The 26,045-nt window shown below is 72.8% G+C and carries 25 protein-coding genes, 1 pseudogene and 1 riboswitch; of the genes and pseudogenes, 12 read left to right on the top strand and 14 right to left on the bottom strand.

Annotated features, from left to right (window positions below; translation table 11 throughout):
* Positions 1-27: 27 nt before the first annotated feature.
* Positions 28-180, bottom strand: coding sequence for a hypothetical protein (locus N6H00_RS03940; protein WP_268970126.1), 153 nt, complete (start codon positions 178-180; stop codon positions 28-30).
* Between the two features lie 774 nt (positions 181-954).
* The gene (locus N6H00_RS03935) at positions 955-2,601 is read right to left on the bottom strand and encodes an acyl-CoA dehydrogenase family protein (protein WP_268970125.1); all 1,647 of its coding nucleotides are present in this window, start codon (positions 2,599-2,601) and stop codon (positions 955-957) included.
* 121 nt (positions 2,602-2,722) lie between these two features.
* Here N6H00_RS03935 and N6H00_RS03930 point away from each other — a divergent pair, with 121 nt between their 5' ends.
* Entirely contained in the window at positions 2,723-3,466 is a 744-nt protein-coding gene (locus N6H00_RS03930) for a PaaX family transcriptional regulator C-terminal domain-containing protein (RefSeq protein WP_268970124.1), read from the top strand.
* Between the two features lie 827 nt (positions 3,467-4,293).
* On the opposite strand, the gene N6H00_RS03925 is transcribed toward N6H00_RS03930, so the two are convergent.
* A complete protein-coding gene (locus N6H00_RS03925; protein WP_268970123.1) occupies positions 4,294-5,298 on the bottom strand; it encodes a LacI family DNA-binding transcriptional regulator in 1,005 nt (334 codons plus the stop codon).
* 47 nt (positions 5,299-5,345) lie between these two features.
* Positions 5,346-5,552 carry a hypothetical protein gene (locus tag N6H00_RS03920; RefSeq protein ID WP_268970122.1) on the bottom strand — a complete coding sequence of 69 codons (207 nt, stop codon included), beginning with the start codon at positions 5,550-5,552 and terminating at the stop codon, positions 5,346-5,348.
* A 28-nt stretch (positions 5,553-5,580) separates the two neighbouring features.
* Here N6H00_RS03920 and N6H00_RS03915 point away from each other — a divergent pair.
* The 8 genes and pseudogenes from N6H00_RS03915 to N6H00_RS03880 form a co-directional block, all read left to right on the top strand.
* Positions 5,581-6,162 (top strand): annotated as a pseudogene (locus tag N6H00_RS03915) (TetR/AcrR family transcriptional regulator); the annotation flags it as partial.
* A 126-nt stretch (positions 6,163-6,288) separates the two neighbouring features.
* Positions 6,289-7,446: an acetyl-CoA C-acetyltransferase gene (locus tag N6H00_RS03910; protein WP_268970121.1), complete on the top strand. Its 1,158-nt coding sequence runs from the start codon at positions 6,289-6,291 to the stop codon at positions 7,444-7,446.
* Positions 7,447-7,586: 140 nt separating this feature from the next.
* The gene (locus tag N6H00_RS03905; protein WP_268970120.1) at positions 7,587-8,009 is read left to right on the top strand and encodes a septal ring lytic transglycosylase RlpA family protein; all 423 of its coding nucleotides are present in this window, start codon (positions 7,587-7,589) and stop codon (positions 8,007-8,009) included.
* Positions 8,010-8,022: 13 nt separating this feature from the next.
* The gene (locus N6H00_RS03900) at positions 8,023-8,718 is read left to right on the top strand and encodes a cell wall protein (protein ID WP_268970119.1); all 696 of its coding nucleotides are present in this window, start codon (positions 8,023-8,025) and stop codon (positions 8,716-8,718) included.
* Positions 8,715-9,575: a MauE/DoxX family redox-associated membrane protein gene (locus N6H00_RS03895; RefSeq protein ID WP_268970118.1), complete on the top strand. Its 861-nt coding sequence runs from the start codon at positions 8,715-8,717 to the stop codon at positions 9,573-9,575. The genes N6H00_RS03900 and N6H00_RS03895 overlap by 4 nt, the downstream gene beginning before the upstream one ends.
* Positions 9,576-9,779: 204 nt before the next feature.
* Positions 9,780-10,346 carry a nucleoside deaminase gene (locus N6H00_RS03890; protein ID WP_268970117.1) on the top strand — a complete coding sequence of 189 codons (567 nt, stop codon included), beginning with the start codon at positions 9,780-9,782 and terminating at the stop codon, positions 10,344-10,346.
* 15 nt (positions 10,347-10,361) lie between these two features.
* Complete coding sequence (locus N6H00_RS03885; protein WP_268970116.1) at positions 10,362-11,225, top strand: ribonuclease BN; 864 nt, start codon at positions 10,362-10,364, stop codon at positions 11,223-11,225.
* Positions 11,226-11,311: 86 nt separating this feature from the next.
* Positions 11,312-12,055, top strand: a complete 744-nt coding sequence (locus N6H00_RS03880; protein ID WP_268970115.1) for a Mut7-C RNAse domain-containing protein — start codon at positions 11,312-11,314, stop codon at positions 12,053-12,055.
* 80 nt (positions 12,056-12,135) lie between these two features.
* Here the strand turns inward: N6H00_RS03880 and N6H00_RS03875 are convergent, their stop codons facing one another.
* Both N6H00_RS03875 and N6H00_RS03870 read right to left on the bottom strand, forming a co-directional pair.
* Positions 12,136-12,981 carry a glutathione S-transferase C-terminal domain-containing protein gene (locus N6H00_RS03875; RefSeq protein ID WP_268970114.1) on the bottom strand — a complete coding sequence of 282 codons (846 nt, stop codon included), beginning with the start codon at positions 12,979-12,981 and terminating at the stop codon, positions 12,136-12,138.
* A gap of 336 nt (positions 12,982-13,317) precedes the next feature.
* Positions 13,318-13,464, bottom strand: a riboswitch (SAM riboswitch).
* 130 nt (positions 13,465-13,594) lie between these two features.
* A complete protein-coding gene (locus tag N6H00_RS03870; RefSeq protein ID WP_268970113.1) occupies positions 13,595-14,761 on the bottom strand; it encodes a PP2C family protein-serine/threonine phosphatase in 1,167 nt (388 codons plus the stop codon).
* An 85-nt stretch (positions 14,762-14,846) separates the two neighbouring features.
* Between N6H00_RS03870 and N6H00_RS03865 the strand changes: the two genes are divergently transcribed.
* The gene (locus tag N6H00_RS03865) at positions 14,847-15,635 is read left to right on the top strand and encodes an Fpg/Nei family DNA glycosylase (protein WP_268970112.1); all 789 of its coding nucleotides are present in this window, start codon (positions 14,847-14,849) and stop codon (positions 15,633-15,635) included.
* Positions 15,636-15,671: 36 nt separating this feature from the next.
* On the opposite strand, the gene N6H00_RS03860 is transcribed toward N6H00_RS03865, so the two are convergent.
* Entirely contained in the window at positions 15,672-16,652 is a 981-nt protein-coding gene (locus N6H00_RS03860) for a CU044_5270 family protein (protein ID WP_268970111.1), read from the bottom strand.
* Positions 16,649-17,236, bottom strand: coding sequence for an RNA polymerase sigma factor (locus N6H00_RS03855; RefSeq protein ID WP_268970110.1), 588 nt, complete (start codon positions 17,234-17,236; stop codon positions 16,649-16,651). Before N6H00_RS03855 ends, N6H00_RS03860 begins: the two co-directional genes overlap by 4 nt.
* A gap of 104 nt (positions 17,237-17,340) precedes the next feature.
* Between N6H00_RS03855 and ctaD the strand changes: the two genes are divergently transcribed.
* Both ctaD and N6H00_RS03845 read left to right on the top strand, forming a co-directional pair.
* Complete coding sequence (gene ctaD, locus N6H00_RS03850) at positions 17,341-19,005, top strand: aa3-type cytochrome oxidase subunit I (protein WP_268970109.1); 1,665 nt, start codon at positions 17,341-17,343, stop codon at positions 19,003-19,005.
* A gap of 2 nt (positions 19,006-19,007) precedes the next feature.
* Complete coding sequence (locus tag N6H00_RS03845) at positions 19,008-19,355, top strand: hypothetical protein (protein ID WP_329618653.1); 348 nt, start codon at positions 19,008-19,010, stop codon at positions 19,353-19,355.
* On the opposite strand, the gene N6H00_RS03840 is transcribed toward N6H00_RS03845, so the two are convergent.
* The 6 genes from N6H00_RS03840 to N6H00_RS03815 form a co-directional block, all read right to left on the bottom strand.
* On the bottom strand, positions 19,342-21,219 hold the full coding sequence (locus N6H00_RS03840) for a transglycosylase domain-containing protein (protein WP_268970107.1): 1,878 nt from the start codon (positions 21,217-21,219) through the stop codon (positions 19,342-19,344). The genes N6H00_RS03845 and N6H00_RS03840 overlap by 14 nt on opposite strands.
* A gap of 138 nt (positions 21,220-21,357) precedes the next feature.
* Positions 21,358-22,656, bottom strand: coding sequence for a sensor histidine kinase (locus N6H00_RS03835; RefSeq protein WP_268970106.1), 1,299 nt, complete (start codon positions 22,654-22,656; stop codon positions 21,358-21,360).
* Between the two features lie 5 nt (positions 22,657-22,661).
* Positions 22,662-23,435, bottom strand: coding sequence for a two-component system response regulator CseB (gene cseB, locus N6H00_RS03830; protein ID WP_268970105.1), 774 nt, complete (start codon positions 23,433-23,435; stop codon positions 22,662-22,664).
* Complete coding sequence (locus N6H00_RS03825) at positions 23,432-24,253, bottom strand: hypothetical protein (protein ID WP_268970104.1); 822 nt, start codon at positions 24,251-24,253, stop codon at positions 23,432-23,434. Before N6H00_RS03825 ends, cseB begins: the two co-directional genes overlap by 4 nt.
* A 133-nt stretch (positions 24,254-24,386) precedes the next feature.
* Positions 24,387-25,004, bottom strand: a complete 618-nt coding sequence (locus N6H00_RS03820; protein WP_268970103.1) for a helix-turn-helix transcriptional regulator — start codon at positions 25,002-25,004, stop codon at positions 24,387-24,389.
* Between the two features lie 297 nt (positions 25,005-25,301).
* The gene (locus N6H00_RS03815; protein WP_268970102.1) at positions 25,302-25,988 is read right to left on the bottom strand and encodes a hypothetical protein; all 687 of its coding nucleotides are present in this window, start codon (positions 25,986-25,988) and stop codon (positions 25,302-25,304) included.
* Between the last annotated feature and the right edge of the window lie 57 nt (positions 25,989-26,045).

The following is a 26,045-nucleotide window of genomic DNA, read 5'->3' as shown; positions in this document are numbered from 1 at the left end:
GCGGTTCGGCGGTTCGGTGGTGCGCCGTCAGCCGCGCCGCCCACCGCGGGCGGCGGAGCGCGAACGCGGACGGAGAGCCGCGGCCGCGAGGACCGCGGGCGCGGTCAGCAGCAGGGTGAAGGTGACCACGGAGGTCCCGTTGTCGGGCTCGGCGCGTGCGGGTTTCTGATACGCGTGCATCTCGACGGCACGGGTCCTGGTCGGGGTGGGAACCGGCTCGGAGGGCGATGCCGGAGGCGTGCTGCGAAGGGGCGGTGACGGCAGCGGAAGCGCGGGCGCGGGTGTGGGGCCCGGCGTGGGGAGCCGCGCAGGGGACCCGGGCGTCCGGGTGGGTGTGGGAGCGGGGCTCGGGGTGGACGTCGGGGCCGAGGTGGGGGTGGGGCTCGGCGTGTCGGGCGGGGTGGGGGTGGGTGTCGGAGTCGGCGTGGGGGTGGGTGTCGGAGTCGGGGTGGGGGTCGGCGTGGGCGTAGGGGTCGGCGTGGGCGTCGGATGGGGGCACCAGCCGTACCGGGCGATGAGCCGGGCCCGGCCCACCGAGGCGGCGACGCAGACACACAGGCCCGGACCGATCCTGATCCTCACCGAGGTGCGCGGTCCGTCGCCCGGGACCTCGGTCCTGGCCCCTGGCCGGGGGCCGGCCGTCGGTCCAGGGGTGGCGGGCACGGCCGCCGGGCCGTCACCGTCCGCCTCGGCCAGGGCCGTCGCCCCCGCCGAGGCGAGAACAAGGGCAGTGGTCAGGACCCCCGCACGCCATAATCGCTGCCATCGTTTCACGAGGAGATGTTCGGCCGAACGGGCGCCTGCCAGCCGTACGAACACCGGGATTCCCCCGAATGGGGGAATCCTGCGAAGTTTTGCGCATCGAGGTTTAGGGACCTTCTGACGGAGATTCCGCAGGAGGTCCCCCGGTTCACGGGCTTCACCCCGCCCGGTCCACGGCTTCACCTCACGGCGTCACCGCTCGGCCTTGGGGCGGGCCCGCTCCAGGATCGGCTCGGTGTCCGTCCCCGGCGGCAGGGTGCCGAAGGCGTGCCCCCAGTCGCCGTCGAGCCGCGAGGCGCAGAACGCGTCGGCGACCGCCGGGTGGCTGTACCGCACCAGCAGGCTGCCCTGAAGCACCAGCGTCATCTGCTCGGCAAGGCGGCGTGCCAGCAGCTGCGCCCGCTGCGGATCGGCGAGCTGGGGCAGCAGCCCACGCAGCCGGTCCACGGCCGCGTCCAGCCGGGCGTCGGCCCCGGCGGCGGCGCCGACCTCGGCCAGGAACGCCTCCAGCGCGCCCGACTCCCGGCCCAGCGCCCGCAGCACGTCGAGCGCCGCGACGTTCCCCGAGCCCTCCCAGATCGACAGCAGGGGCGCCTCGCGGTACAGGCGCGGCATCCCGGATTCCTCCACATAGCCGTTCCCGCCCAGGCACTCCAGGGCCTCGGCGGCGTGAGCGGAACCGCGCTTGCACACCCAGTACTTGCTCACCGCGAGCCCCAGCCTGCGCAGCGCGGCCTCGCCCTCGTCCCCCGCCTCCGCGCGGTCCAGGGCGGCCGCGAGCCGCATCGCGAGCGTCGTGGCCGCCTCCGACTCGACCGCCAGATCGGCGAGTACGTTGCGCATCAGCGGCTGGTCGACCAGCTCGGCGCCGAACGCCCGGCGGTGCTCGGCGTGGTGCAGCGCCTGCCGCAGTCCGGCCCGCATACCGGCGGCCGAGCCGATCACACAGTCCAGCCGGGTGACGTTGACCATCTCCACGATGGTCCGCACCCCGCGGCCCGGTTCGCCGACCCGCCAGGCCACGGCGGACTCGTACTCGATCTCGGCCGAGGCGTTCGAGCGGTTGCCCAGCTTGTTCTTGAGCCGCATCAGCCGCAGCGGGTTGCGGCTGCCGTCCGGCAGTACCCGGGGCACCAGGAAGCAGGTCAGCCCCTCCTCCGTCTGGGCCAGCGTCAGGAAGACGTCGCTCATCGGCGCGGAGGTGAACCACTTGTGGCCGGTGAGGACATAGCCGCCGTCCCCGGTCGGCACGGCCCGGGTGGTGTTGGCGCGGACGTCCGAGCCGCCCTGCTTCTCCGTCATCGACATGCCCGCGATCAGACCTTGTTTGCCGAGCGGCGGCCGCAGCCCGAAGTCGTAGGCGCGGGCGGCCAGCAGCGGTTCGTACCGGGCGGCGAGCTCCGGTTCGGCGCGCAGCGCCGGGACCGCGGCGTACGTCATGGAGATGGGACAGCCATGGCCGGGCTCGGCCTGTGCGAAGGCGTAGAACTTGGCCGCGCGCACCAGATGGGCGCCGGGGCGGCTCTCGCTCCAGGCGGCCGCGTGCTGGCCGCTCGCCACGGCGGCGCCCATCAGCTGGTGGTAGGCGGGGTGGTACTCGACCTCGTCGACGCGATGGCCGTAACGGTCGTGGGTGTGCAGCACCGGGGGGTGCTCCTCGGCCAGCCGCGCCCACTCCTGGACCTCGGCGGAACCGGCCCGCGCGCCCAGCTCCCGCACCTCCCGCTCGGCCCAGCCGCCGCCGTCCCGCCGCAGGGACTCCATCAGGGCGGGGTCGTCCGCCGTGCTGAAGCCGACGAGCGGCGGGACCTGGTTGAAGACCTCGTGCGTAGCGCTCATGGCAGACATCTCCTCGTTCGCGGCGGTCTCCCGCACGGTCTCCTGCGGCCGGCCGGTCGATCCGTCTTACACTTCCATCATGCGCGCCTCAGAACTGTAATGGGTAGGGTTTCCGGTAACCATGGACGACACCGGAACGCCCAGCCTGCGGCCGCTGACCGCGCGCTCCATCGTGCTCAGCACCCTGCTGGGCCACCACCCGCCCCAGCTGCCCGCCCGCGCGCTGGTCCGCGTCGGCGCGCTCTTCGGCACGGCCGAGGGCACCATCCGGGTCGCGCTCACCCGCATGGTGGCGGCCGGTGACCTGGAACAGCACGGCGGCACCTACCGGCTCACCGAGCGGCTGCTGGCCCGTCAGGCCCGGCAGGACGACAGCCGCGCCCCGCGCACCCGGCGCTGGGACGGCGGCTGGGAGATCGCGGTCGTCACCTCCGACCGGCGCCAGGCGGCCGAGCGCGCCGCCCTCCGCCAGGCCATGGCCACCCTGCGCCTGGCCGAACTGCGCGAGGGCACCTGGATGCGCCCCGCCAATCTGGTCCGCCCGCGCCCGGACGTCGTCGCCGAGCAGTGCCGCTGGTTCACCGGCGCGCCGGAGGCCGATCCGGCCGGGCTCGCCGCGCGGCTGTGGGACCTGGACGGCTGGGCCCGCCAGGCCAGGCTGCTCGGGACGGCACTGGACGACGCGGAGGGGCCGGCCCAGCGGTTCACCGTCGCGGCCGCGGCCCTGCGCCATCTCCTCGCCGACCCCGTCCTCCCCGCCCGGCTGCTGCCCGAGGACTGGCCGGGCGGGGAGCTGCGGCGCCGCTACGACGCGTTCGAGAGGGAGTTCCGGGCGCTGCTGCCGCGGTACGCCGGGAGCGACTGACCGGAACGGCGGCCCCGAGTGGGGGTTTCTGTGTGGTGGTTTCCGTGTGGTGGTTCCCGTGTCGTGGTTTCCGCGTGGGGGTTCCCCGTGTGGTGGCTCCCGCGTGGGGGTTTCCGCGTGGGGCTCCCGCGTCGGGGTTTCCGCGTGGGGCTCCCGCGTGGTGGTTCCCGTGCGGTGGTTCTCGCGTGGCGGTCCCCGTGGGGTGGTTGCCGTGTGGTGGCTCCCGCGTGGGGGTCTCCGCGTGGGGCTCCCGCGTGGTGGTTCCCGTGCGGTGGCTCGCGTGGCAGTCCCCGTGGGGTGGCTCCCGCGTGGGGGTTCCGGCGTGGGGCTCCCGTGTGGCGGTCCCCGCGTGGGGCCCCGTGCGGCGGTTCTCGTGTGGCGGTCCCCGCGTGGGGCCCCGTGCGGCGGTCCCCGTCCGGTGGCTCCCGCGTGGCGGTTCCCGCCCGGTGCGCCGCCGGGTGGTGCTGCCTCGGTCTGGACGGCTGGCCTGCGGACGTCTGGGTGCCGCTATGGGGGCGCGGCGGCGCGTCCGCGAGTGCGGTCCAAGGGGCCGCCGGGCGTTGCCCGGGACGTTGGCTGCGCGTCCCGTATGGGCGTTGCCCGGCCTCGCCCAGGACGTGTCGCGGACGTCGGGGCATTGCCGCAGGGTGCGGGGGCGCCGCCGTTACGGGGGGTACGGGTGGCCGCCGGGGGTGCCGCCTCAGCCCGGGTGCCGCTTCGCGGGCCGGAGCGCCGCCCCTGGGACGCCGGGGTGGCGCGATGGCATGGGTACCGGGGCGCTGCCCCGGGCCCTCGCGCCCGGAGCGGCGCTCCGTGGTGCGGCTTGGCTACGCCGACTCGCGCACCACCAGCTCCGTGGGGAGCACCAGTGCCGGTTCAATGGTCTCTCCGGCGGCCAGGCGCAGCAGCTGGCGGGCCAGCCGGCGACCGATGCCGCCGATCGGCTGACGCACGGTGGTGAGCGCGGGCTCCGTGTAGCGGGCGGGCTCGATGTCGTCGAAGCCGACCACCGCCACGTCGTCCGGCACCCGCCGGCCGGCCCGGCGCAGCGCCCGCAGGACCCCGATCGCCATCAGGTCGGAGGCCACGAACACGCCGTCCAGCCGCGGCCGGCGGTCCAGCAGTTCGCGTATCGCGGCCGCCCCGGACTCCTGGGTGAAGTCCCCGACCGCCACGCACGCCTCCAGCCGCGCCCCGGCCAGCGCCGCCCGGTAGCCCGCGAGCCGGTCGATCCCGGCCACCATGTCCTGCGGGCCCGCGACCGTGGCGATACGGCTGCGCCCGGAGCGGACCAGGTGCTCCACGGCCAGCGCCGCACCCGCCGCGTTGTCCACCCCCACGTACGGCGGCGAGGCCGGACCCAGCACCCGCTCGTTGCAGACCACCGGGATACCCATCCGGGCCAGCGCGGCCGGCAGCGGATCGGCGCCGTGCATCGAGGCGACCATGACCCCGTCGACGTGGCGGGCCAGGGCGAAGCGCTCGATACGGTCACGGCTGGCGGGGGAGCGGGCCATCATCAGCACCAGCTGCTTGTCGGCGGATTCCAGCTCCTGGCTCACCCCGCGCACCACGCCCGGGAAGAACCGGTCGTCCGAGAAGACCCGGCCCGGCTCCTCGGGGAGCACCAGCGCGAAGGAGTCGGTGCGCTGGGTGACCAGGCTGCGGGCGGCCTGGTTGGGGACGTAGCCCAACTCCTGGATGGCGTTCAGCACCGCCTCACGGCTGTCCTCGCCGACCTTGGTGGAACCGTTGACGACACGGGAGGCCGTGGCGCGCGAGACACCCGCACGCCGCGCCACGTTCTCCAGAGTGGGCCGGGGCCGGTGCATCCGCGCATACCTCGCTGTTCGCTCAACTACGGTCGATACAGCATGGATCACAACCGGTCAGGGCGCGAGGACGCGGGCACGGCAGACCACCGGGGACCCCGGGCGGAGCGCGGCGCGCGGGCCCCGCGCCCATGGGGCGAGAATGAGAAGGTGCCGAACTCCACCAGGAACCGCGCTTCCACCGGGAACAGTGCGAAGAACAGCGAGAAGAACAACGAAAACAACAACGAGAAGAACAGCCAGAGGAACAGCACTCGGAAGAACGGTGGGAAGAAGCCGACCGTGAGCGCGTCCCCCGAGCGACGGCGCGAACTGCTCTCGACCGCGGCGGAGGTCTTCGCCGCGCACGGGTACAACGCGACCACCGTCCGCCGGATCGCGGACGAGGCGGGGATGCTCGCCGGCAGCCTCTACTACCACTTCGACTCCAAGGAGTCGATGGTCGACGAGATCCTCTCCACCTTCCTCGACGAGCTCTGGGCCGGATACGAGGCGGTGCTCGGCGCCGGGCTCGGTCCCCGGGAGACCGTCGAGGCGCTCGTCACCGAGTCCTTCCGGGAGATCGACCGGCACCGCGCCGCCGTCGCGATCTACCAGAAGGAGTCCAAGCACCTGTCCGCGCAGCCGCGCTTCGGCTATCTCACCGAGTCACAGCGGAAGTTCGAGCGGGCGTGGCTGGGCGCCCTGGAGCGCGGAGTGGCCGAGCGGGTCTTCCGCGCCGACCTCGACATCCGGCTGGCGTACCGCTTTCTGCGCGACACCGTCTGGGTCGCCGCGTCGTGGTACCGGCCGGGCGGGCAGCACAGCCCCGAGGAGATCGCCCGCCAGTACCTGTCGATGGTCCTGGACGGCATCACTCCGCGCGACGCGACCACGACCGTCAGCGCGACCACGGCCGTCAGCACCACCTCGGCCCTCGGCGCGACCACGACCGCCCGCGCGACCACGACCGCAGGACCGTCATGACCTGAGGGACCCCGAGGAGCTGCCATGGCCGAGGCATACATCGTCGAAGCGGTGCGGACGCCGGTGGGGCGGCGGAACGGCGGGCTCGCCGCCGTCCACCCCGCCGACCTCGGCGCGCATGTCCTGCGCACGCTGATGGAACGCTCGGGCGCCGATCCGGCCGCCGTCGAGGACGTCGTCTTCGGCTGTCTGGACACCGTGGGCCCGCAGGCCGGGGACATCGCGCGCACCTGCTGGCTGGCCGCCGGGCTCCCGGAGGAGGTCCCGGGCGTGACCGTCGACCGGCAGTGCGGCTCCTCGCAGCAGGCCCTGCACTTCGCCGCGCAGGCGGTGCTCTCCGGCACCCAGGACCTGGTGGTCGCGGGCGGGGTGCAGAACATGTCCACGGTGCCCATCGGCTACGCCGGCGGCCAGGCCACCGAGCCGCTGGGGCTGACCGAAGGCCCCTTCGCGGGCTCGGAAGGGTGGCGGGCGCGCTACGGCGACCGGCCGGTCAGCCAGTTCCACGGGGCCGAGCTGATCGCCGAGAAGTGGGGCATCACCCGGGCGGCGATGGAGGAGTACGCGCTGGGCTCGCACCAGCGGGCGCTGCGCGCCATCGACGAGGGCCGCTTCGACCGCGAGATCGTCCCCTACGGGGAGGTCACGGTGGACGAGGGGCCGCGCCGGGACACCAGCCTGGAGAAGATGGCCGGCCTCAAGCCGCTCATCGAGGGCGGCCGGCTCACCGCCGCGCTCGCCTCGCAGGTCTCCGACGGCGCCGCGGCCCTGCTGCTCGCCTCCGAACGGGCCGTACGGGAGCACGGCTTCACCCCGCGTGCCCGGGTGCACCATCTTTCGGTGCGCGGCGAGGACCCGATCCGGATGCTGTCCGCGCCGATCCCGGCGACCGCGCACGCGCTGAAGAAGACCGGACTGACCATCGGCGACATCGACCTGGTCGAGATCAACGAGGCGTTCGCCCCCGTCGTCCTGGCCTGGCTGAAGGAGACCGGCGCCGACCCCGGCCGGGTCAACGTCAACGGTGGCGCCATCGCCCTGGGCCACCCGCTCGGCGCCACCGGCGCCAAGCTGATGACGACCCTCCTGCACGAACTGGAACGCACCGGCGGCCGTTACGGACTTCAGACGATGTGTGAGGGGGGTGGGCAGGCGAACGTCACGGTTGTCGAGCGGCTGTGAGGGGCGGGCCGCCGTCGGCATGACGATCGTCGAGTGGCGGTGAGGACTCCGACCGGGCGCCTTCCCGTGGCGGTGGCTCCCGGCCCCACGCATGATGGTGCTGCTCCGGGGGGCCGGACCGAAGCCGGGAGGACTGCGGCATGGCGTGCGGATCGACCAAACTCTGGAACGGCGAGGCCACCTGGTTCTGTTGTGGCAACGCCTGGGGTCCGTGCGCCGCGGCGGGCGGCGGGGCGTGCGGCACCTGCCGGTCCAGCGCGCTTCAGGCCGCCTGGCCCAACGCCTCCAAGGCGTGCTGGGACATCACCCGGCCGGATCTGTGCGGCGAGGACATACCACGGCGTGGCTGCGGTTCCGTGATGAAGGTGCGCCACGACTGCTCGGGCGCGAGCGTCTGCGTCACCGTCAGCGACTGCGGTCCGCGCACGCGCAGCTTCTGCTCCGAGTCCACCTGCTGCGACGACGTATGCCGCACCAACCGGGTCATCGACCTCACCCCCGCGGCCTTCTCCGCCATCGGCAGCCTGAGCTCCGGCACCCTGCCGGTCTCCATCTTCGAATGAGGCGGGCCCGCCCATGAGCGCGTACCGAACCGGCGACCCCCTGGACCGCCGTCGTTTCCTCACCGCCGCCGCCCTCCGCGGCGCCACCGTCATCGGCACCGGAGTCGTCGGCACGGGGGCTCTGGGCGCTGGAGTCCTCGGCACCGGAGTCGTCGGGGCGACCGCCCTGGGCGCGGTGGACGCCGACGCCGCCTTCGCCGCGCCCATCCGCCCGCTGGACCCCGCGGTGGCCGAGAGCGCCTTCGCCGAGGGGCGGATCACCGGGATCGATCACGACGTCCTGCGGGTCGCGGGCTCCTACGGCGACCACTTCCGGGTGCGGGTCACGGGCGCCACCAGCGTCTGGAAGGCGCGGGCCACCACCGCGGGCGACATCGAGACCGGCGACGGGCTCTACGCCCGCGGCGTCCCGCTGCCCGACGGCACCCTCGCCGCCGACGCCGTGTGGGTCAACATCGTCAACCTGCACGCCACCATCCGCGGCATCGAGAAGGCCCGGCTGCATCTCGCCCACGGGCAGCACGAGATCGTCGGCAACCTCATGCCGGAGCGGACCAGTGCCTCGTACGGCGGCGCCTCGCCCACCGCCGATCTGTCCCGGCTCACCATCGGGCAGAGCGCCCAGGTGCTGGGCGCCTGGCGGCCGTCCGACGGTTCCGTGGACCTCGTCCGGGTCACGGTCGCCCCCGCCGCGGGGAGCCGGCGGTGAGCGCCCTGGTCTGTGCCCTCGCCCCGCTGCTGCTCGCCGGGGTGCTGGGCCCGGCCGGTGCGGGCAAGCTGTTCGGCCGGGGCGTCGCCCGGCAGGCGCCCCGTACGGCGCTCGCGCGGCTGCTGGGCGACGGCCGCCGGGCCGCGCCGGTCCTCCGCGTCCTCGGCGCGGCGGAACTCCTCCTCGCCGCCGCGCTGCCGGCGCCGCCCGCCACCCCGTTCCCGGGGGTGGCGGCCGCCCTCCTCGGCGCGGCCTTCCTCGGCTACCTCGGCTACGCCCGCGCCGCGGCGCCCGGATCCTCCTGCGGCTGTACGGCACGGCAGGACGCCCCGCCCACCTGGCGCGCCTTCGCCCGCGCCGCCGTGGTCCTCGCGGGCGGGATCGCGGCGGCCCAGGCCCAGCAGCCCTGGTGGGACGCGGCGGCCCGCCGTCCGGCCGCGGCGTCCTGCCTGGTCCTGGCCGCGGCGGCGGTGCTGACGGGCCTCACCGCGGATGTGGACCGCCGGTGGCGGATGCCGCTGCGCCGGCTGCGGCTGCGGATCGCCGGACATCCGCTCGCCGGGACCGCGGCGTCGGCGGCGGTCCCGCTCGCCGCGACCGTCGAACTGCTGGAGCGCTCGCGGGCCTGGCAGAGCGCCTCCCGCATGGTGCGGTCGGCGCTGCTGGACCACTGGGACGACGACGGCTGGCGCATCCTCCAGTTCGCCGGGGTGTACGGGGGCGGCGCGGCCGCGCGGCCCGTTCTGGTGCTGTTCGCGGTGGACGCCGCGGCCAGCCTGGACACGGTGGACGAGCCCGCCGTCCGGGTCAGCGTCATCGACGCGGACAGCGGTGCCCCGGTCACGGCCCCGGCATGATGTGCGGGCCCTGACCCCCGTCCAGGCCCTGACCCCCGTCCGGGCCCTGACCCCCGTCCGGGCCCTGACCCACCGTGAGGTCCGGGGCCGCGGCCGAGGGTTGCACCGACATCCATGGCGAGTACTCTTGGTCACGTTCCTGGACAAATCGAGCGTTCCTCAGTGTGTCCGGCACAGGCACGACAACGCCGAGCGGAGGTGCGGATGGCGAAGCGGGAGTTCCTCGCCGAAGCGGTACGGCTGGCCACCGAATCGGTGGAGAACGGCTGGGGCGGCCCGTTCGGCGCGGTGATCAGCCGGGACGGCGACATCATCGCCCGCGGGCAGAACCGGGTGCTGCTCACCGGCGACCCCACGGCACACGCCGAGGTGGAGGCCATCCGCAAGGCGATCCAGGTGCTCAACCCCGAAGCGCCGGCGATAGCCCCGGAACACGTCGACGAGAGCACACTGGCGCTCGTGCCGCGCCCCGAGGGGTCCGCCGACCCGGTGCCGGAGCGCGCCCGGATGCTCCAGGGCTGCTCGCTCTACACCAGCGGCGCCCCGTGCCCGATGTGCCTGGGCGCGATCTACTGGTCGCGGATCGACGCCGTCTACTTCAGCTGCGATCCGGCCGCCACCGCGAAGATCGGCTTCGACGACTCGTTCATGTACGACGATTTCCGCAAGCCCATGGACCAGCGCTCCATCCTGATCGAGCAGATCCACCCGGAGATGGGTGCCGAGGCGTACCAGGCGTGGACGGACAAGCCCGACCGGCACCCGTACTGACCGGCACCCGTGGGCATGTCCGAGAATCCGTCCGCGTCCGGCGCCCGGGGGCCCCTGGCGTGGTGGCGGCGGCTGCGTGACGCGGTCCAGCGGTCCGCGGTCGGACGCGGATGGCGGCGGGGCAGCGAATTCGAGCTGCTGCACCGCGCGATGGGCTTCGCCGCCCTGGGCTTTCTCACCCTGGTGCCCCTGCTCATCGTGGTCGCCGCGGCGGATCCGGTGAACCGGCTCGGGTTCGCCCAGTGGCTGGCCGAGGGGCTCGGACTCTCCCCGACCTCGCGGGACGAGGTGCAGCGGCTGTTCGCCCCGCCCAAGCAGGCACTGGAGTCCACCACCGCCTTCGGTCTGGCGACGCTGGCCATCTTCGGACTGCGCTTCGGCACCGTGCTCCAGGTCGGCTACGAGAAGGTGTGGGAGCTGCCCGCGGGCCGCTGGCACACCGTCTGGCGCCATCTGGTGTGGCTCGTGGCGCTGATCGGCTATCTGCTGCTCTCCGCCCATCTGGCCCCCGGCGTCTCCCGGCTGCTGGTGGCGGTGGTGGGCACGGTGCTGTTCTTCTGGTGGTCACAGCGGCTGCTGCTGGGCGGGCGGATCAGCTGGGGCGCCCTGCTGCCGGGCGCGCTGGCCACCAGCGTCGGGCTGCTGGGGCTGCGGTTCTTCTCCCAGCTGGTGTTCTCCCCGCTGATCGCCTCCAGCGCGGTCTCCTACGGTCCGGTCGGCACCGTGCTGGTCGTCCAGTCCTGGCTGGTCGGGGTCGGATTCGTGGTGTTCGGCGGGGCGCTCCTGGGCCGGGTGACGCACGAGGAGTGTCTGCGGATGGTCGCCTGGCGCCGCAAACGACGGCGCGACCGGGCCAAGGCGGCCCCGCCGGCGCGCTGACGTCCCGGCCCGCGACCACGGGGCCCGTCGCGCCGCCCGGGAGAAACGCCGTCGCCCCGGCCGGGCACGCCTGGCATGCTGGCGGTGTGAACGGACCCGAGATCCATCTCAGCCTCGCCCCTGAACTGCGTTTCTTCGCCGTCCCGGAGCGGCGCCGCCCCTGGACGGCGGTCGCCACCGACGGCGTCTCCACCCTCGGCCATGTCGTCGAGTCGCTCGGGGTCCCACTCACCGAGGTCGGCCGGCTGCTGGTGGACGGCGAGGAGACCGCCGTCTCGCATGTGCCGGGCGCGGGGGAGACCGTGGAGGTCCACCCGGTGGTCCGCCCGCAGCGGGTGCCGGGGGCGCCGCTGCGCTTTCTGCTCGATGTGCACCTGGGCACGCTCGCGCGCCGGCTGCGGCTGCTGGGCGTGGACGCCGCGTACGAGAGCGAGGACGTCGGCGACCCCGAGCTGGCCGCGCGCTCGGCCGCCCAGCGCCGGGTGCTGCTCTCCCGCGACCGGGGGCTGCTGCGCCGCCGCGAGCTGTGGGCCGGGGCGTACGTCTACAGCGACCGTCCCGATGAGCAGCTGCGGGACGTCCTCGGCCGGTTCACCCCGAGCCTGGCCCCCTGGACCCGCTGCACCGCCTGCAACGGCTCGCTGGAGGACGCCGACAAGGAGGCGGTCCGGGAGCGGCTCCAGCACGGGACCCGGCGCACCTACGACGTCTTCGCCCGCTGCACGGTCTGCGACCGGGTCTACTGGCGCGGCGCCCACCACGCCCGGCTGGAGGCCATCGTGGCCCGCGCGGTGGGGGAGTTCGGCGGCGCCCGCGCCGCCCTGTCCTGAGCGGCCTGAACGCCCTGGTCGCCCTGGTCGCTCCGGTCGCCCCCGGCCGTCACGGCCGGCGGCGACCGGAGCGGCGGACTTTAGGCCACACCGGCCCGGAGGGCCTCCGGAAGCGTGGTGTGGAAGGCCGGATGGGCGTGCAGCCGCCGCACATAGGCGCGCAGCCGCTCGTGGCGGGAGACCCGGTGGGCCGCGTCGGCGGCCAGCTGGAGCCGGTGCTCGGTGTCGAGCTGGACGAGGGCCACCCACAGGTCCACATCGGCGGCGGTCAGCTCGTCGCCCAGTGCGTACGGCGCGGACGCCAGCCTGTGGTCGAGCCGGCCGAGGGCCGTCAGCAGCCGCTCCAGCGCCGCGTCCCGGCATTCCGCCTCGGGCGCGGTCCCGGCCTGCCGCGCGGCATGGGTGATGTCCGTGTCGAGGAGTTCGCGGAGGGCGTCGATGTCCGCAGCGAGGGCCGCCGGACGCAGCCGGGGACGGTCGGTTCCGACGTGGTCGCTCAGATGGCCGGCGAGGTCGCGCAGGATGTCGGGCGTGTGATTGCTGACGACACGTCCGGTCCAGCGGTCGCACAGCGCGGGCGCGTCCACCGGCCCGCTGTAGCGGTGCCAGGTGGCCTCGTACGCACCGCGCAGCGAGGCGAACGCCGCGGGGGTTTCGCCCGGGAGCCCGAGGAGGGTGGTGGTGATGGTGTCCCGCAGCCCGAGCAGATCCAGGGTGATGGAGATGCGCAGCGACAGCGGACAGCTCGCGGAGAGATAGAGCCGATAGCGATGCGGCGCCGGATAGAAGCCCCCGGCCAGGTCGACGCCGATGCGGCTGCGGAAGCGGTGCGGCGGAGTGGGCGGGGCGGTCCGGGGGCGGGGCCGGCAGGGGTCGGGATCGAGAAGAGCGGCAGGACCTGAACTGAGCGGAGACGTCTCGGACATGGCTCTCCAAGGCAGTGAAGGAGCCCCGGCCCCGCCGGCCTGGGCGGCGCCGATGGCGCGATGGAAGGGAAACCCGCGCGGCGCACCCGCCGGGGGCGGTGCCGGGACACACCCGGCCCGCCGATGCGCGGGGCCGCGCTCGGTGACCGTGTCGATTCAGCCGGCTGGACTGGAGGCGCTGCAGATGCGCAGCAGATCGATGTGCAGGCGCCGGGTCAGGGGACGGGGACGGCGGAACGGGGACGACGGCCGGGAACGCCGACGGGCGCCTTCCCCGTGGCTGTCAGTCCTGGGCATCTCCACCGATCCCATCATCATCGGGCTCGCGAGGCAGCGAGACCGCGCTTGTCCCGTCCACGTCGACGAGACCCGGTCGTCACCCGGGGGCACCCCGTCGCGGGAGAAGGGTTGCCTGTCAGCGAGCCGGGGCCGATGACCCACCTCAGCGGGGATTCCGCACGGCGGGCGCTGACCATCGTGACCGTCCCTGACAGTGTCGTCGCGCTCCGCGAGGGCGTCAACCCTATGCCCACGTGCTCAGTCCCAGCCCACGTGGTCAGTCCCAGTCCATGTGCTCAGTCCCAGCCCATGTGCTCAGTCCATGCCCATGTGCTCAGTCCATGCCCACGTGGTCGACGCGGGCCGGTGGCGGCGTGCCGTCGGCGGCCCGCTCGACGAGGACCATGGCCGCGTCGTCCGCCAGCCGGCCCCCGGTATGCCGGACCAGGGCCTGGCGCAGCCGGTCCAGGTACTCGGCCGGGGTGGTGCCGTCCAGCGTCGCCATGGTCCGGGCCAGCGGGAAGAACTCATCGCGGCGGTTACGGGCCTCGATCACTCCGTCGGTGTGCAGCAACAGCCGGTCACCGGGCAGGAACGGAAAGGTCTCGACGCCGATCGGGGGAGGGGTGAGGAACTCCTCGAGGCCGAGCGGCGGCAGCGGGCGCACCGGGCCCAGGGCGCGCACCTCGCGGTGGCGCATCATCAGCGGCGGCGGATGGCCCCGGTTGATCAGCTGGACCATCGACTCGTCCGGCACCTGGGCGAGGACCACGGTGACGAACTGCTCCTCCAGCTCCCGCGCGTCCCGTAGCTGGGAGCGGTCCAACAGCTCGTACTCGCGCGCCAGTGCGGCCGCGCAGCGGCGCATCACCTCGGCGAGGTCCGTCTCGTAGTGCACCGCCTCCCGGAAGGCGCCCACGACGGCCGCGGCGGACCGCACCGCGGCAAGCCCCTTTCCCCGCACATCCCCGACGATCAGCCGCACCCCGTAGCGGGTGCACATCGCCTCGTAGAGGTCCCCGCCGATCCGCGCGCCGCGCTCGGCCGCCAGATAGACGCTCGCGGTGTTCACCGCGCCCAACCGGGCGGGCAGCGGCCGCAGCACCACGTTCTGGGACACCTCGGCGATCCGGCGGACCCGGGTCAGCTCACGGTCCCGGCGCACCCGCACCGCGCTGGTGGCCACGCTCGCCACCGCCACCACCAGCAGGGCCAGCAGATTCGCGTACACCTGCTGGCTGCCCCAGGCGTGGTTGTGGGTGGCGGTGATCGCGCTGACCACGCCCGCCAGGCCCGCCACCCCGCCGGTGCCGACCGGGCCCATGGTCACCGCCGCCAGCGCCGGGGCCGGGGAGAGCAGGGGGCCGGTGTAGACGACGTGGGCGGGGGAGAGCTCGATGCCGAGCACCGTCGCCAGGACCAGAAACGGCAGACACCGGGTGACCGCGAAAAGCGTCTGGCTGCGACCGCTCGCCCTCCGGCCGGAGCGCATGCATCGCATATTTCGGTACTTTATACGATGAAACCACCCGAAAGGGATGTTTCTTGGCGACGCGGGATGTAAGCCCCTGACGTAACCTGACGCTATGCCCGAGCTACCGGATGTCGAGGGGTTCCGGCGGACGCTGGTCTCCTGCGCCCAGGGCCGCCGCGTCGAGCGGGCCGAGGTGGCCGATCCGGGGGTACTGCACGGGGTGACCGCGCAGGGGCTGAAGCGCGAGCTCAAGGGCCGCCGCTTCGCCGCGCCGCGCCGCCACGGCAAGTGGCTGATCGCCCCCACCGACGGCCCCACGCTCGTACTGCACTTCGGCATGACCGGGCGGCTGGTCTGCGGGGCGGACTCCGAACCGGTCGGCCGGTTCGAGCGCGTCGCCTTCGACCTCGACGACGGACACCGCCTCGGCTACGAGGACCAGCGCAAGCTCCAGGGCGTCTGGCTCGCCGCCGGCGACGCCGACGTCGACCGGATCCTCGGCGACCAGGGCCCGGACGCGCTCTCCCTGAGCCGGGCCGGGCTCGACCGGCTGCTGGCGGGGCGGCACGGACGCGTCAAGGCCACCCTGACCGACCAGGCGGTGATCGCCGGACTCGGCAATCTGCTCGGCGACGAGATCCTGTGGCAGGCGCGGATCCATCCGCGGCGGCCGGTGAACACGCTCACCGACGAGGAGCACGATCGGCTGCACACCGCGATGCGCGAGGTGCTGCGCGCTTCGGTGCGGGTGGGGCGGGTGCCGGACGACCCGGACTGGCTCACCGGACGGCGTGACGATCCGGACCCGCACTGCCCCCGCTGCGGCCGTCCGCTGCACCGCGCCCGGATCGCCGGGCGGACCACCCTGTGGTGCCCGCACTGCCAGCAGGACGACGCCTGACGCCCGCCCGCGCGGTCCGCCGCTCGTCCTGCCCGGTCAGGAGATCCAGGCGGTGTAGGACATGACATCGCCCGCCTTCACCCGGTACTCGGGATCGTCCCGGGTGACGGTCTCCTCGACGTCCAGCACCCTGCCGTCGTCCGGGTCGAGGACGATGAGATAGCGGCCCCCCAGGGCGGTGGTGAACCGGAACCCCTGCCCCTCCCGGCCCAGCCGGTCGGTGACCTTGCCCGCCGGGCGCAGCCCCTCGATCCCGGACAGCAGGGTGAGGATGTCCGCCCTCTGGCGCGGCCCCGGGGTCCACACCGAGAGGAAGGACCGCACGGCCGAGATCAGGTCCGCCGGGTCGCGGTCCGCGCCCGGCGTCCAGACGGCGAGATACTCGCGCAGCGCCTGGGCACCGGACGGGGGGTCCTCGAAGTAGTTCTCGTTGGCGCCGCCGATACCGGCCGGATAGTGCTCGTTGCGCAGCACCTTGCCGTCGTTGACGGTGCGCGGCGGGGGACCGTCCTCGATCACCGGGCGGCCCGGGTGGCGCGGATCGGTGGCCACCACCAGCAGCGAACCGCTGCCGTCCGCGTTCCAGCGGGTCAGTGACTCCTGGGGGAGCGTCACCGGGTCCTTCCCCGACGCCATCCCCAGCGACCAGGACTGGATATGGCTGCCTCGCTCGCTCTTCGCCGGGAACTCCTCGGCCGCCGCCCGCGCCCGCCGGACGATCGCGGCGAGCGGTACGTCGGCGCGGGAGGCGTGTGCCACCAGCGGCAGTGGCCTGGACGCGGCCACGGCGGGGGAGGAGCCGGTGCCCGGGACGGTCAGCGCGAGGGCGAGGATCGTCGCGGCCGCCGCGGCCTCCAGGCTCCAGACCACGCGCCGGACGGTACGGCGCCCCCGGTCCCGGGACGGCAGCTGTCGCAGCAGCAGCTCGGCGCGCGCGTCCAGCGGCCGGTCCCGCCAACGGCCGGTGTCGGCGGACACGGGGTCGGCCTCGTGGAGCAGATCCAGTTCGTCGGTCATGCGTGTCCATCCTTATTGGCCTTATTGGCTTTATCGGCCATCTCGCCCTTGCCGCTCGTGCACCCCAGCGAGACCCGGTCGTCCCGGCGCAGGGTCTCTATCTGCTCCCGCAGCCGCCGCCGCGCCCGGTGCAGCCGCATGGCCGCGGCGGACCGGCCGCACCCCAGCACGGTGCTGAGCTCCTCGACGGTCAGCTCCTCCCACGCCGTCAGCCGCAGCACCTCCTGATCGGCCTCGGCGAGCCGGGACAGCGCCTCCAGCACCCAGGAGCCGGGCCGTTCCGCGTCCGGGCTCGCCACGGTGTGCCCGCCGCGCGTCACCTCGTGGTGGCCCAGTTTGAGCAGCAGTCTGCGGTAACGGCCCTTGCCGCGCACGGTGTTGGCCAGGCAGTGCCGGGCCACCCCGTACAGCCACGGCAGTGGTGACCCGGGCAGTTCGGCCCGGCGGCGCCAGGCCACCGCGAAGACCTCGGCGACCACTTCCTCGACGTCCCATGCCTGGTCGTCCAGCCGCCGTGCCACAAAACGGCTGACCGCCCAGTAATGCTCACGGTAGGCGGCGTCGAAGGCGTCGTCGGTGCTCATGATCCGAAGGTGTCCGGCACACCGCAGATCATCACACCTCGCGGCGAGAAATCCTGACCGGCCGTCGGAGTGACGATCCACGGGGTGCCGGACACCTAGCGATCATGAGGAACAACACCGTTGTCGCGGCGGCGCCGGCCGCCCCGCCGTCACGCCGCCCCGGGCCGGGGGCCACGGCCGTGAAATGGCTGACCACCACCGATCACAAGACGATCGGCACGCTCTACCTGATCACCTCGTTCGCCTTCTTCTGCCTCGGCGGGGTGATGGCGCTGCTGATGCGCGCCGAGCTGGCCCGTCCGGGGACGCAGATCATGTCGAACGAGCAGTTCAACCAGGCGTTCACCATGCATGGCACGATCATGCTGCTGATGTTCGCCACCCCGCTGTTCGCGGGGTTCGCCAACTGGATCATGCCGTTGCAGATCGGTGCGCCCGATGTGGCGTTCCCGCGGCTGAACATGTTCGCGTACTGGCTGTACCTGTTCGGTTCGCTGATCGCGGTGGGCGGCTTCCTGACCCCGCAGGGCGCGGCCGACTTCGGCTGGTTCGCCTACTCCCCGCTGTCGGACGCGGTGCGTTCACCGGGGGTGGGCGCGGACATGTGGATCATGGGTCTGGCCCTCTCCGGCTTCGGCACGATCCTCGGCTCGGTCAACTTCATCACCACGATCATCTGCATGCGCGCCCCGGGCATGACGATGTTCCGGATGCCGATCTTCACCTGGAACGTGCTGCTGACCGGCTTGCTGGTGCTGCTGGCCTTCCCGGTGCTCGCGGCGGCGCTGTTCGCCCTGGAGGCGGACCGCCAATTCGGGGCGCACGTCTTCGACGCGGCCAATGGCGGGGCCTTGCTCTGGCAGCACCTCTTCTGGTTCTTCGGCCACCCGGAGGTCTACATCATCGCCCTGCCGTTCTTCGGCATCGTTTCCGAGGTCATTCCGGTCTTCTCCCGGAAACCGATGTTCGGCTATGTCTCGCTCATCGCGGCGACGATTTCCATCGCGGGCCTTTCGGTCACCGTCTGGGCGCACCACATGTATGTCACCGGCGGTGTGCTGCTGCCGTTCTTCTCGTTCATGACGTTCCTGATCGCCGTGCCCACCGGTATCAAGTTCTTCAACTGGATCGGCACGATGTGGAAGGGGTCGCTCAGCTTCGAGACCCCGATGCTCTGGGCGGTCGGCTTCCTCATCACCTTCGTCTTCGGCGGTCTGACCGGTGTGATCCTGGCGTCGCCGCCGATGGACTTCCACGTCTCGGACACCTACTTCGTGGTGGCTCACTTCCACTACGTCATCTTCGGCACCGTCGTCTTCGCGATGTTCGCCGGATTCCACTTCTGGTGGCCCAAGTTCACCGGCAAGATGCTCGACGAGCGGCTCGGCAAGATCACCTTCTGGACCCTTTTCCTCGGCTTCCACGGCACCTTCCTGGTGCAGCACTGGCTCGGCGCCGAGGGAATGCTCCGCAGAATTCCCGACTATCTGGCCGCCGATGGCTTCACCACGCTGAACACCATCTCGACCATCAGCTCCTTCGTCCTCGGCCTGTCGTTCCTGCCGTTCCTCTACAACGTCTGGAAGACTGCCAAGTACGGCAAGAAGATCGAGGCCGACGACCCCTGGGGCTATGGCCGTTCGCTGGAATGGGCGACCTCCTGTCCGCCGCCGCGCCATAACTTCGTCAGCCTGCCGAAGATCCGTTCCGAATCCCCCGCGTTCGATCTGCACCATCCCGATGTCGGTCAGAAGGAGAGTGTGGCGTGAGCATGGCCCGAGCCGCCGAGTCCCCCGGTATCGCCGCCGGAATCAACCAGATCGAGGGCTATCTGCTGCTCCAGACGGAGCGGGACGCGGCCCGGGAGCGGGCCCGCCGCTTCACCGGCCGGCTCGACTGGCTGACCTCCGCCCAGCGGGCGGAGGTCGAACGGCTCTACGTCCAGGACCAGCTGGCCGTCACCGAGCGGAACCTGCGCACGGTGGTGCGGCGCTGCGAGCAGCTGCGGGCGGAGTACCAGGAGGTCTACCGGACGCTGCGCCGCCGGCTGCTCCTGGCCACTCTCCTCGGGGCCGCGCTTGTCTCCGGCGGCCTGGCCGCCACCCTCACCGTGCGTTAGCCACCGTCTGGGCCGGGACCGGAACCGAGCCCTCCTCGAAGTCGAACCACGCGGCGGGCACCCCGCTCAGCGCCTTGTCGGTGTAGCGGTTCCACAGGTCGGCGACCCGCTGGACACCGGCGTTCCGCAACCGGATCTGCTTTCGCGTGGTGGGGTCCTCGCCGAACAGGCCGACCGCGGTGACCAGGTCCGGGGTGTAGCCGACGTACCAGGCCGCCCGCTTGTCGTCGGACACCCCGCCCTTGCCCGCCGCGGGCCGCTTGATCGCGCGTACCGCGTCCGGTCCGCCGTCGCCGTCGATGAGACTCCGGCTGATCAGCCGGGCCGCCGTCGGGTCGATCGCCCGATCGCCCACCGCGTCCGGCGGATCGGCCGTCTCGTCGCCGCGCCGCGCGGACTGCACGATGCTGGGGGTGATCCGCTTGCCCTCGTGGTCGAAGGAGGCGTAGACACCGGCCATCCTCAGCGGACTGGACCCCATCAGCCCCAGCTCGACCGACTGCTCCTTGTCGAAGCCGCCGCTGTCGGTGTCCATGCCGAGCGCACGGGCGGTGCTCTTGACGGCGCCCAGCCTGTCGGCGGTCGGCTTCTTCCGCGCCTTGGTGTCGATGGACGCGGCGGTGATGACCGGTTCGAAAACCGGACCCACCTGGTAGTCGCCGCGGGTCGCGTTGGACAGATAGTGCTCGGTGTAGTCCCGGCCGCCGTAGAGGGCGACGATGTGCCCGTTCTCCGGGTTCATCGAGACCGCGCCGCCCTGGGTGGCGGCGGCGTCCGCACGGCCCTGTTTGCCCTTGGCGGAGCCGTCCAGGCCCTGCCGCATCGTCTCCTCCAGCGCCCGCTGCTTGGCCGGATCGATGGAGAGGGTGATGGTCCAGCCGCCCGCGGCGAGCTCCTGTTCGCTGACGCCCGCGGCGATCAGCTCATTGCGGGCGGCGTCCACCAGATAGCCGGCCTGGCCGCTGAGGCCGGGGGCGGGCTCGGGGGCGACCGGCGTGGGGAAGCGCATCCGCTTCCGCTGTGCGGCGTCCAGCCAGTGCATGTCGACCATGTTGTCCAGCACATAGTTCCAGCGCTGGGTGACCAGGCGCTTCGCCTTGGGGGTCGCGACGGCCCAGTCGTACTGGCTGGGGGCCTGCACCAGCGCCGCCAGGTACGCGCCCTCCGCGATGTCGAGGTCGTCCACGTCCTTGTCGTAGTACGCGCGGGCGGCGGCCTGGACGCCGTAGGCGACGCGGCCGAAGTAGCTGGTGTTCAGATAGCCCTGGAGGATCTCCTCCTTGGAGCTGCGCCGGTCGACCTTGAGGGAGATCACCAGTTCCTTGATCTTGCGGGTGACGGTCTGTTCCTGGCTCAGGTAGTAGTTCTTGACGTACTGCTGGGTGATGGTCGACCCGCCCTGGGTGCCCTTGCCGGTCACGGTGTTGACCAGTCCGCGCACGATGCCCATCGGATCCACGCCCGGATCCTGGTAGAAGGACTTGTTCTCGGCCGCGACGAACGCGTGCTGCACGCCCGTGGGCACCCGGTCGAGGGAGACCATCTCGCGGTTGATCTCGCCGGTGCGGGCGAGGATCGTGCCGTCGCGGTACTTGTAGACGTTGCTCTGCGCCTTCGCCTGGGCGTTGGCCTCGGGAACCTCGATGGAGTAGTAGAGCACGGTGAACGCCCCGATCAGCAGGGCGAACAGACCGACCACATAGGCGATCAGCTTCCGCCAGGTGAAGAACCGCCGGATGCCGGTCCGCTTCCCCTTCCCGCGTCCCCTCGTCCGGCGCCGCCGCCCCGGGGGGCTGGAATCCTGCGGCGCCGACTCCGGGGCCGGTGCGCGTCGTGCGCGTAGGGCCGTCAGGGGACCTGCCATACCGATTGCTCCTCCGTCGATCCCGGCCGCGAGGATTCGCGGGGGTCGGCGCCATCCTCCTCAGCGAAGATCTTCGAAACCGCAACGGGAGGTCTCGGCGGGGGCGCTGACACGCCTCGACTTCCGCTCGACGATGTATCAGTCCTGTATCGGACCGGGCTCCGGCCCCTCGGGCAGGCGCAGCGTGGCGACCGCTCCGCCGTCCGGCGCGTTGCCGAACTCCAGCGTGGCGCCGAGAACCTTGGCCTGCCCGGCCGCGATGGTCAGCCCGAGGCCATGGCCCCGGCCCCGCTCCCGGACCCCGGTGCGGAACCGCTGCGGGCCCCTCTCCAGCAGGTCGTCCGGATAGCCGGGGCCGTGGTCGCGGACCGTCACGGTCCGGCCGTCCGCGGCCACCGTCACCTCGACCGGTTCCCGGCCGTGGCGATGGGCGTTGACCACGAGATTGGCGACGATGCGGGCCAGCCGGCGGGGGTCGGTCCACACCTTCGGGCCCTCCCCGGCGTCCGGCTGCCCGGCGTCCCGCTGCCCGGTGCCCGCCTGCCCGGTGTCCGGCGCCGCGCCGGTCCGCAGCCGGGCCGGCAGCCCGGTGCCGGCGATGGCCTCGTCGAGCACCGGCCCCAGCGGACAGGGGGACAGATCGGCCTCCTCCGCCCCCGCGTCCAGCCGGGAGATCTCCAGCAGATCCTCGACCAGGGTGGACAGCACCCGTACCCGGTCGCTCACATACCCGGCCGCCTCGCCCGGCGGGAGCAGCTCGGCGGCGGTGACCAGACCCATCAGCGGAGTGCGCAGCTCATGGGCCACATCGGCGGTGAACCGCTGCTCGTCCAGGAGCCGTTCCTGGAGCGCGGCGGCCATCGAGTCCACGGCCCCGGAGATCTCGGCGATCTCGTCGTGCGGGCGGGTGGCGGCGGAGATCCGGGCGTCCAGGTCCCCGGCCGCGATCCGCCGCGCGGTGGCGGCCGCGAGCCGCAGCCGCCGGCTCATCCGCTCGGCGGTGAGCACCCCCAGGGGCAGCACCACGGCGGTGGTCATCAGCCCGGCCAGGATGATGTTGGTGTCCAGCGCGCCGATGTTGCGCATCGCGGTCTTCATGTCGACGCGTACGGACAGGACCTGGCCATCGGCGGGCCGGGCCGCCCACATCGCGGGTCCGTCCGGGCCGGTGACGAACTCGGTGCCCTGGTGCCCCTTGGCCACCAGGCGCCGCAGCCCGGCGGGGAGCCCGGGTGCGTCCAGCACGGCACCGGAGCCCTGGACGCCGCCGGTGCGGGCGTAGATGAGCGCGGCGTGGTCGAGGGTGGTGCGGGCCCCGTCGCGCGCCTGGGACAGCTCGCGGTCGCGTGAGGCGTGGTGCACCAGGACCCCGACCGCCGCCGCGGCGGCACAGGTCGCCGCCGCCACCAGCGCGACGATCCGCCATCTCAGCGTCATCGTCGTCAGCGCCGCAGCTTGTAGCCGAAGCCGCGGACCGTCTCGATCCGTTCGGCGCCTATCTTCGCGCGCAGCCGCTGCACATGGAGGTCGACCACCCGGGTGTCGCCCTGCCACGCGTGGTCCCAGACCCGGCTGAGCAGCGTACGGCGCTCCAGCACCACACCGGGCGAGCCGGCGAACTCCAGCAGCAGCCGCAGTTCGGTGGGGGTCAGGGCCAGCGGTTCTCCCGCGCGGCACACCTCCATGCCAAGGGTGTCGATGGTCAGCTCGCCGAAGACGAGGGTGTCCGGCCGGGCCGCGCCGTCCGCCTCCGGCGCCCCGCCGCGCGCCTCGTCGCGCGGGCCGCGGACCATCGGGGTGAAGGAGGCGCGGCGCAGCAGCGAGCGGATACGGGCCACCAGGACGGCGGACTCGCACGGTTTGACGACATAGTCGTCGGCACCGGCCTCGAGACCGGAGACGACATCGAGGGCGTCACCGCGCGCGGACATCATCAGGATCGGCGCCAGGCTCAACTCGCGGACCCTGCGGCACAGTCCGATGCCGTCCAGCTCGGGCAGCATCACATCGAGGAGCAGCAGATCGGGCTGTCGCTCCCGGAAGATCTCCAGACCGGTGAGGCCGTCGCCCGCGGTGGACACGGTGAAGCCGTACCGCTCCAGAGACATCCGTACCGTATTGCGGATCACCTCGTCGTCCTCGACGAGCAGCAGATGCGCCTCGGTCGGGGAGCCGGGGCCCGGGGCGGGGCCGGGTGGGGTGAAGGCGGTGGTCATCGCGTCGTCCTCGTCTCCGTACGGGGGGCCGTGTCCACTGCGCCGCGGTCCTCCGGTACGGCGTCCGGCACGGTCGGCACGGACTGCGGCACGGTCGATACCGCCTCCGGCACGGCCGGTACGGCCCCGGGGAAGTCCGGCCGGGTGCCCGTCCCGCCCGCGGGTGTCACGGCCGCCATGACCCTGCCGTTCCAGCGGAAGCGGGTGGTGACCCGGCCGTCCTCGCCGATCGCGCTGATCACCAGATCGCGGCCGCGGGTCTCGCCGGTGAGGCCCTGCGGACCCCAGTAGATCAGCACGGGGCGGACCGTGTGGCCCGAGGCCGTGTAGACCTGGAGCAGCGTCCGCTCGAACCTCGGCAGATCGACCGCCACCACCATCTCGTCCCGGTCGTCGCCGGTCAGATCGCGGTGCACGGCGTCCCGCAGCGGGCAGGTGCCGTCAGCGGGGCAGGCGGAGATCTCCTTCTGCACCAGCGACGGCACATTGGGGTCGTGGAGCAGCAGGTTCTTCGCGGACAGGGCGGCCAGCCCGCCCGCGGGCACCTGGACCTCGTCCACCGGCAGATAGCGGGCGAGGTCGGATTCCTGAGCGGGTGCGGACGCGGCCGGCGGGGTGTACCCGGGCCACAGCGGAACCGCGCTGGCCGGGGCCGACAGCGTGGGCGCCGCACCGTCGTCCCGCACCCCGGCCTGGGCCGTGCAGCCCGCGGCGGCGACGGCGGCGCACGCGGCCACCACGGCGGACACGAGGCCGCGTGGCGGCCGGTGGCGGGGGCGTCGTCGCGCGGTGCGCGGACCGGAGGGAAAGGAACGCATGGCCGTCTCAGCCTACTGAGCGGCGGAGGCGTTCCACGCCGGGCCCGGTGACGTACCGGCCGGGCGGCCGGACACGAAAGCCCGGGGCGGCCAGCCCCGGGCTTTCGGAGAGTCAGATCTCAGATGGCGTACGTCACTTGATGAATTCCGGACGCACCTGGGCCGGCCAGGTGCCCACGGTCAGCATGCCCGACGCGTAGGCGCGGGAGACCAAGGCCGCCCGGTTGGGTGCCTTCATCTTCCGCAACATGGCTCCCACGTGGTATTCGACGCCCTGTCTGCTGAGATACAGCTTGGCGGCCATCTGGACGGTGGACGCGCCGGTGGCCACGCCCTCGAGTATCCGGGCCTCCAGCGCCGACAGCAGCTTCTGGTTCGCGGGGGTCGTTTCCTCCTCGGGTCGTTCGTCATCCGGTTTGACCATCACGACGATGGCAGCGAGGCGATCGGACCGGCCCTGGATGGCCGTGCCGGTCAGCTTGCCCGAGAACACCCGGTCGCGGGAGCGGTAGCCGAGGACGCGCTCGGTGAAGCGGGTGCGCCGTCCGTCGTGCAGCCGCGAGAAGTGTTCCCGCAGGACGGAGGGGGTGCTGGGATGCAGCAGGTCGAACAGGCTCCGGCCGCACAACTCGGCGGAAGAGGCGCCGAAGTGCCGGAAGAAGTCCTCGTCCCCGGCTATCACATGGAGGTCGGGGGCGAGGGTGGCCATTCCGGTGGCATGCCGCGGGGTGACGGCTGCCTGTCCGGGCACTCGAGAGGGACCCTGAGCGCTGTGGGGGAGGGCCAAGAGGAGTCACCGCTTTCGGTCGTTTTCTGACGGAGTGGTCGTCCGCCTCAGGTGAACCCCCAGGTGACGGAGGGTCCGCGCGCCACGGGGGAGCAACGCGCCGGACCCCAGGGGGAATTCAGTGACGGGTGTTTAGGTCCGCTTCCTGGTGTATACCAACGCCATGGCGACTATGGGGTGCCCGTTTTCCACAGAGTCGTGCCCGCTTTCTGCCCGCTTTCCGCTCCGGCCCGGGCCCGGTACGGGGCCGCCGGCCGGGCGCTACGCCGCGGCCTTGGCGGGCTTGCGGGCCGAGGAGCGGCTCTTCGAACGGCTCTCGGTGCGCCCTTCGGCGCCGCCCTCGGGGTGCTTCTCGGCCGGTGGGGCCATGATGCCCCCCTTGCGCAGCACCGCGTAACCGACGCCGATGCCGACGGCCACCGGCCATTCGATGACCTCCACGGCACCCAGCGCGCCGAGCCCCAGGTACAGCGGCAGCCCGCCCTTGGCGGGCAGCACCCGGCGGGCCACCTCGACCGGCTTCAGCGCCGCCTTCGCCGCGCCGCCGCTCGCGCGGGTCGTGGCGTGGCCGACCGTGCCGAAGGTCTCCTTCGTGGCGTGGCCCACGGTGTCGAGCGTGTCCCTGGTGGCGTGGCCGACGGTGCTGAGGGTCTCCTTGGTGGCGTGGCCCATGGTGTCGAGCGTGGGCACCGTGACGCTCAGAGTGCGCTTGCCGTCGCCGCGCGAGACCTCCACGGGGGCCTTGGCGGCGGCCTTCGCGGTCCGCTGTCGCTGTGTGCTCCGCGACGACGAGGTGGACTTCGCCGCCTTCTTCGGCTGCGAGGACCGCGATGTGCCCGACGCGGCCTTGGACTTCGACGACGTGCCGCCGCCGCGCGCCGGGGCCGTCTTCTTGGCGGCCGGGGAGCCGCGCTTGCGTGAAGGGGTGGGAGTGGTCACTGGTCTCACGTCCACACGGTGATGGCGAATGGAATCTTCTTCCCTTTTCAGGGTAATCGGGATGAA

Source organism: Streptomyces sp. S465 (assembly GCF_026898115.1).
GTDB lineage: Bacteria > Actinomycetota > Actinomycetes > Streptomycetales > Streptomycetaceae > Streptomyces > Streptomyces luomodiensis.
This window is presented reverse-complemented; position numbering and strand designations above follow the sequence as displayed.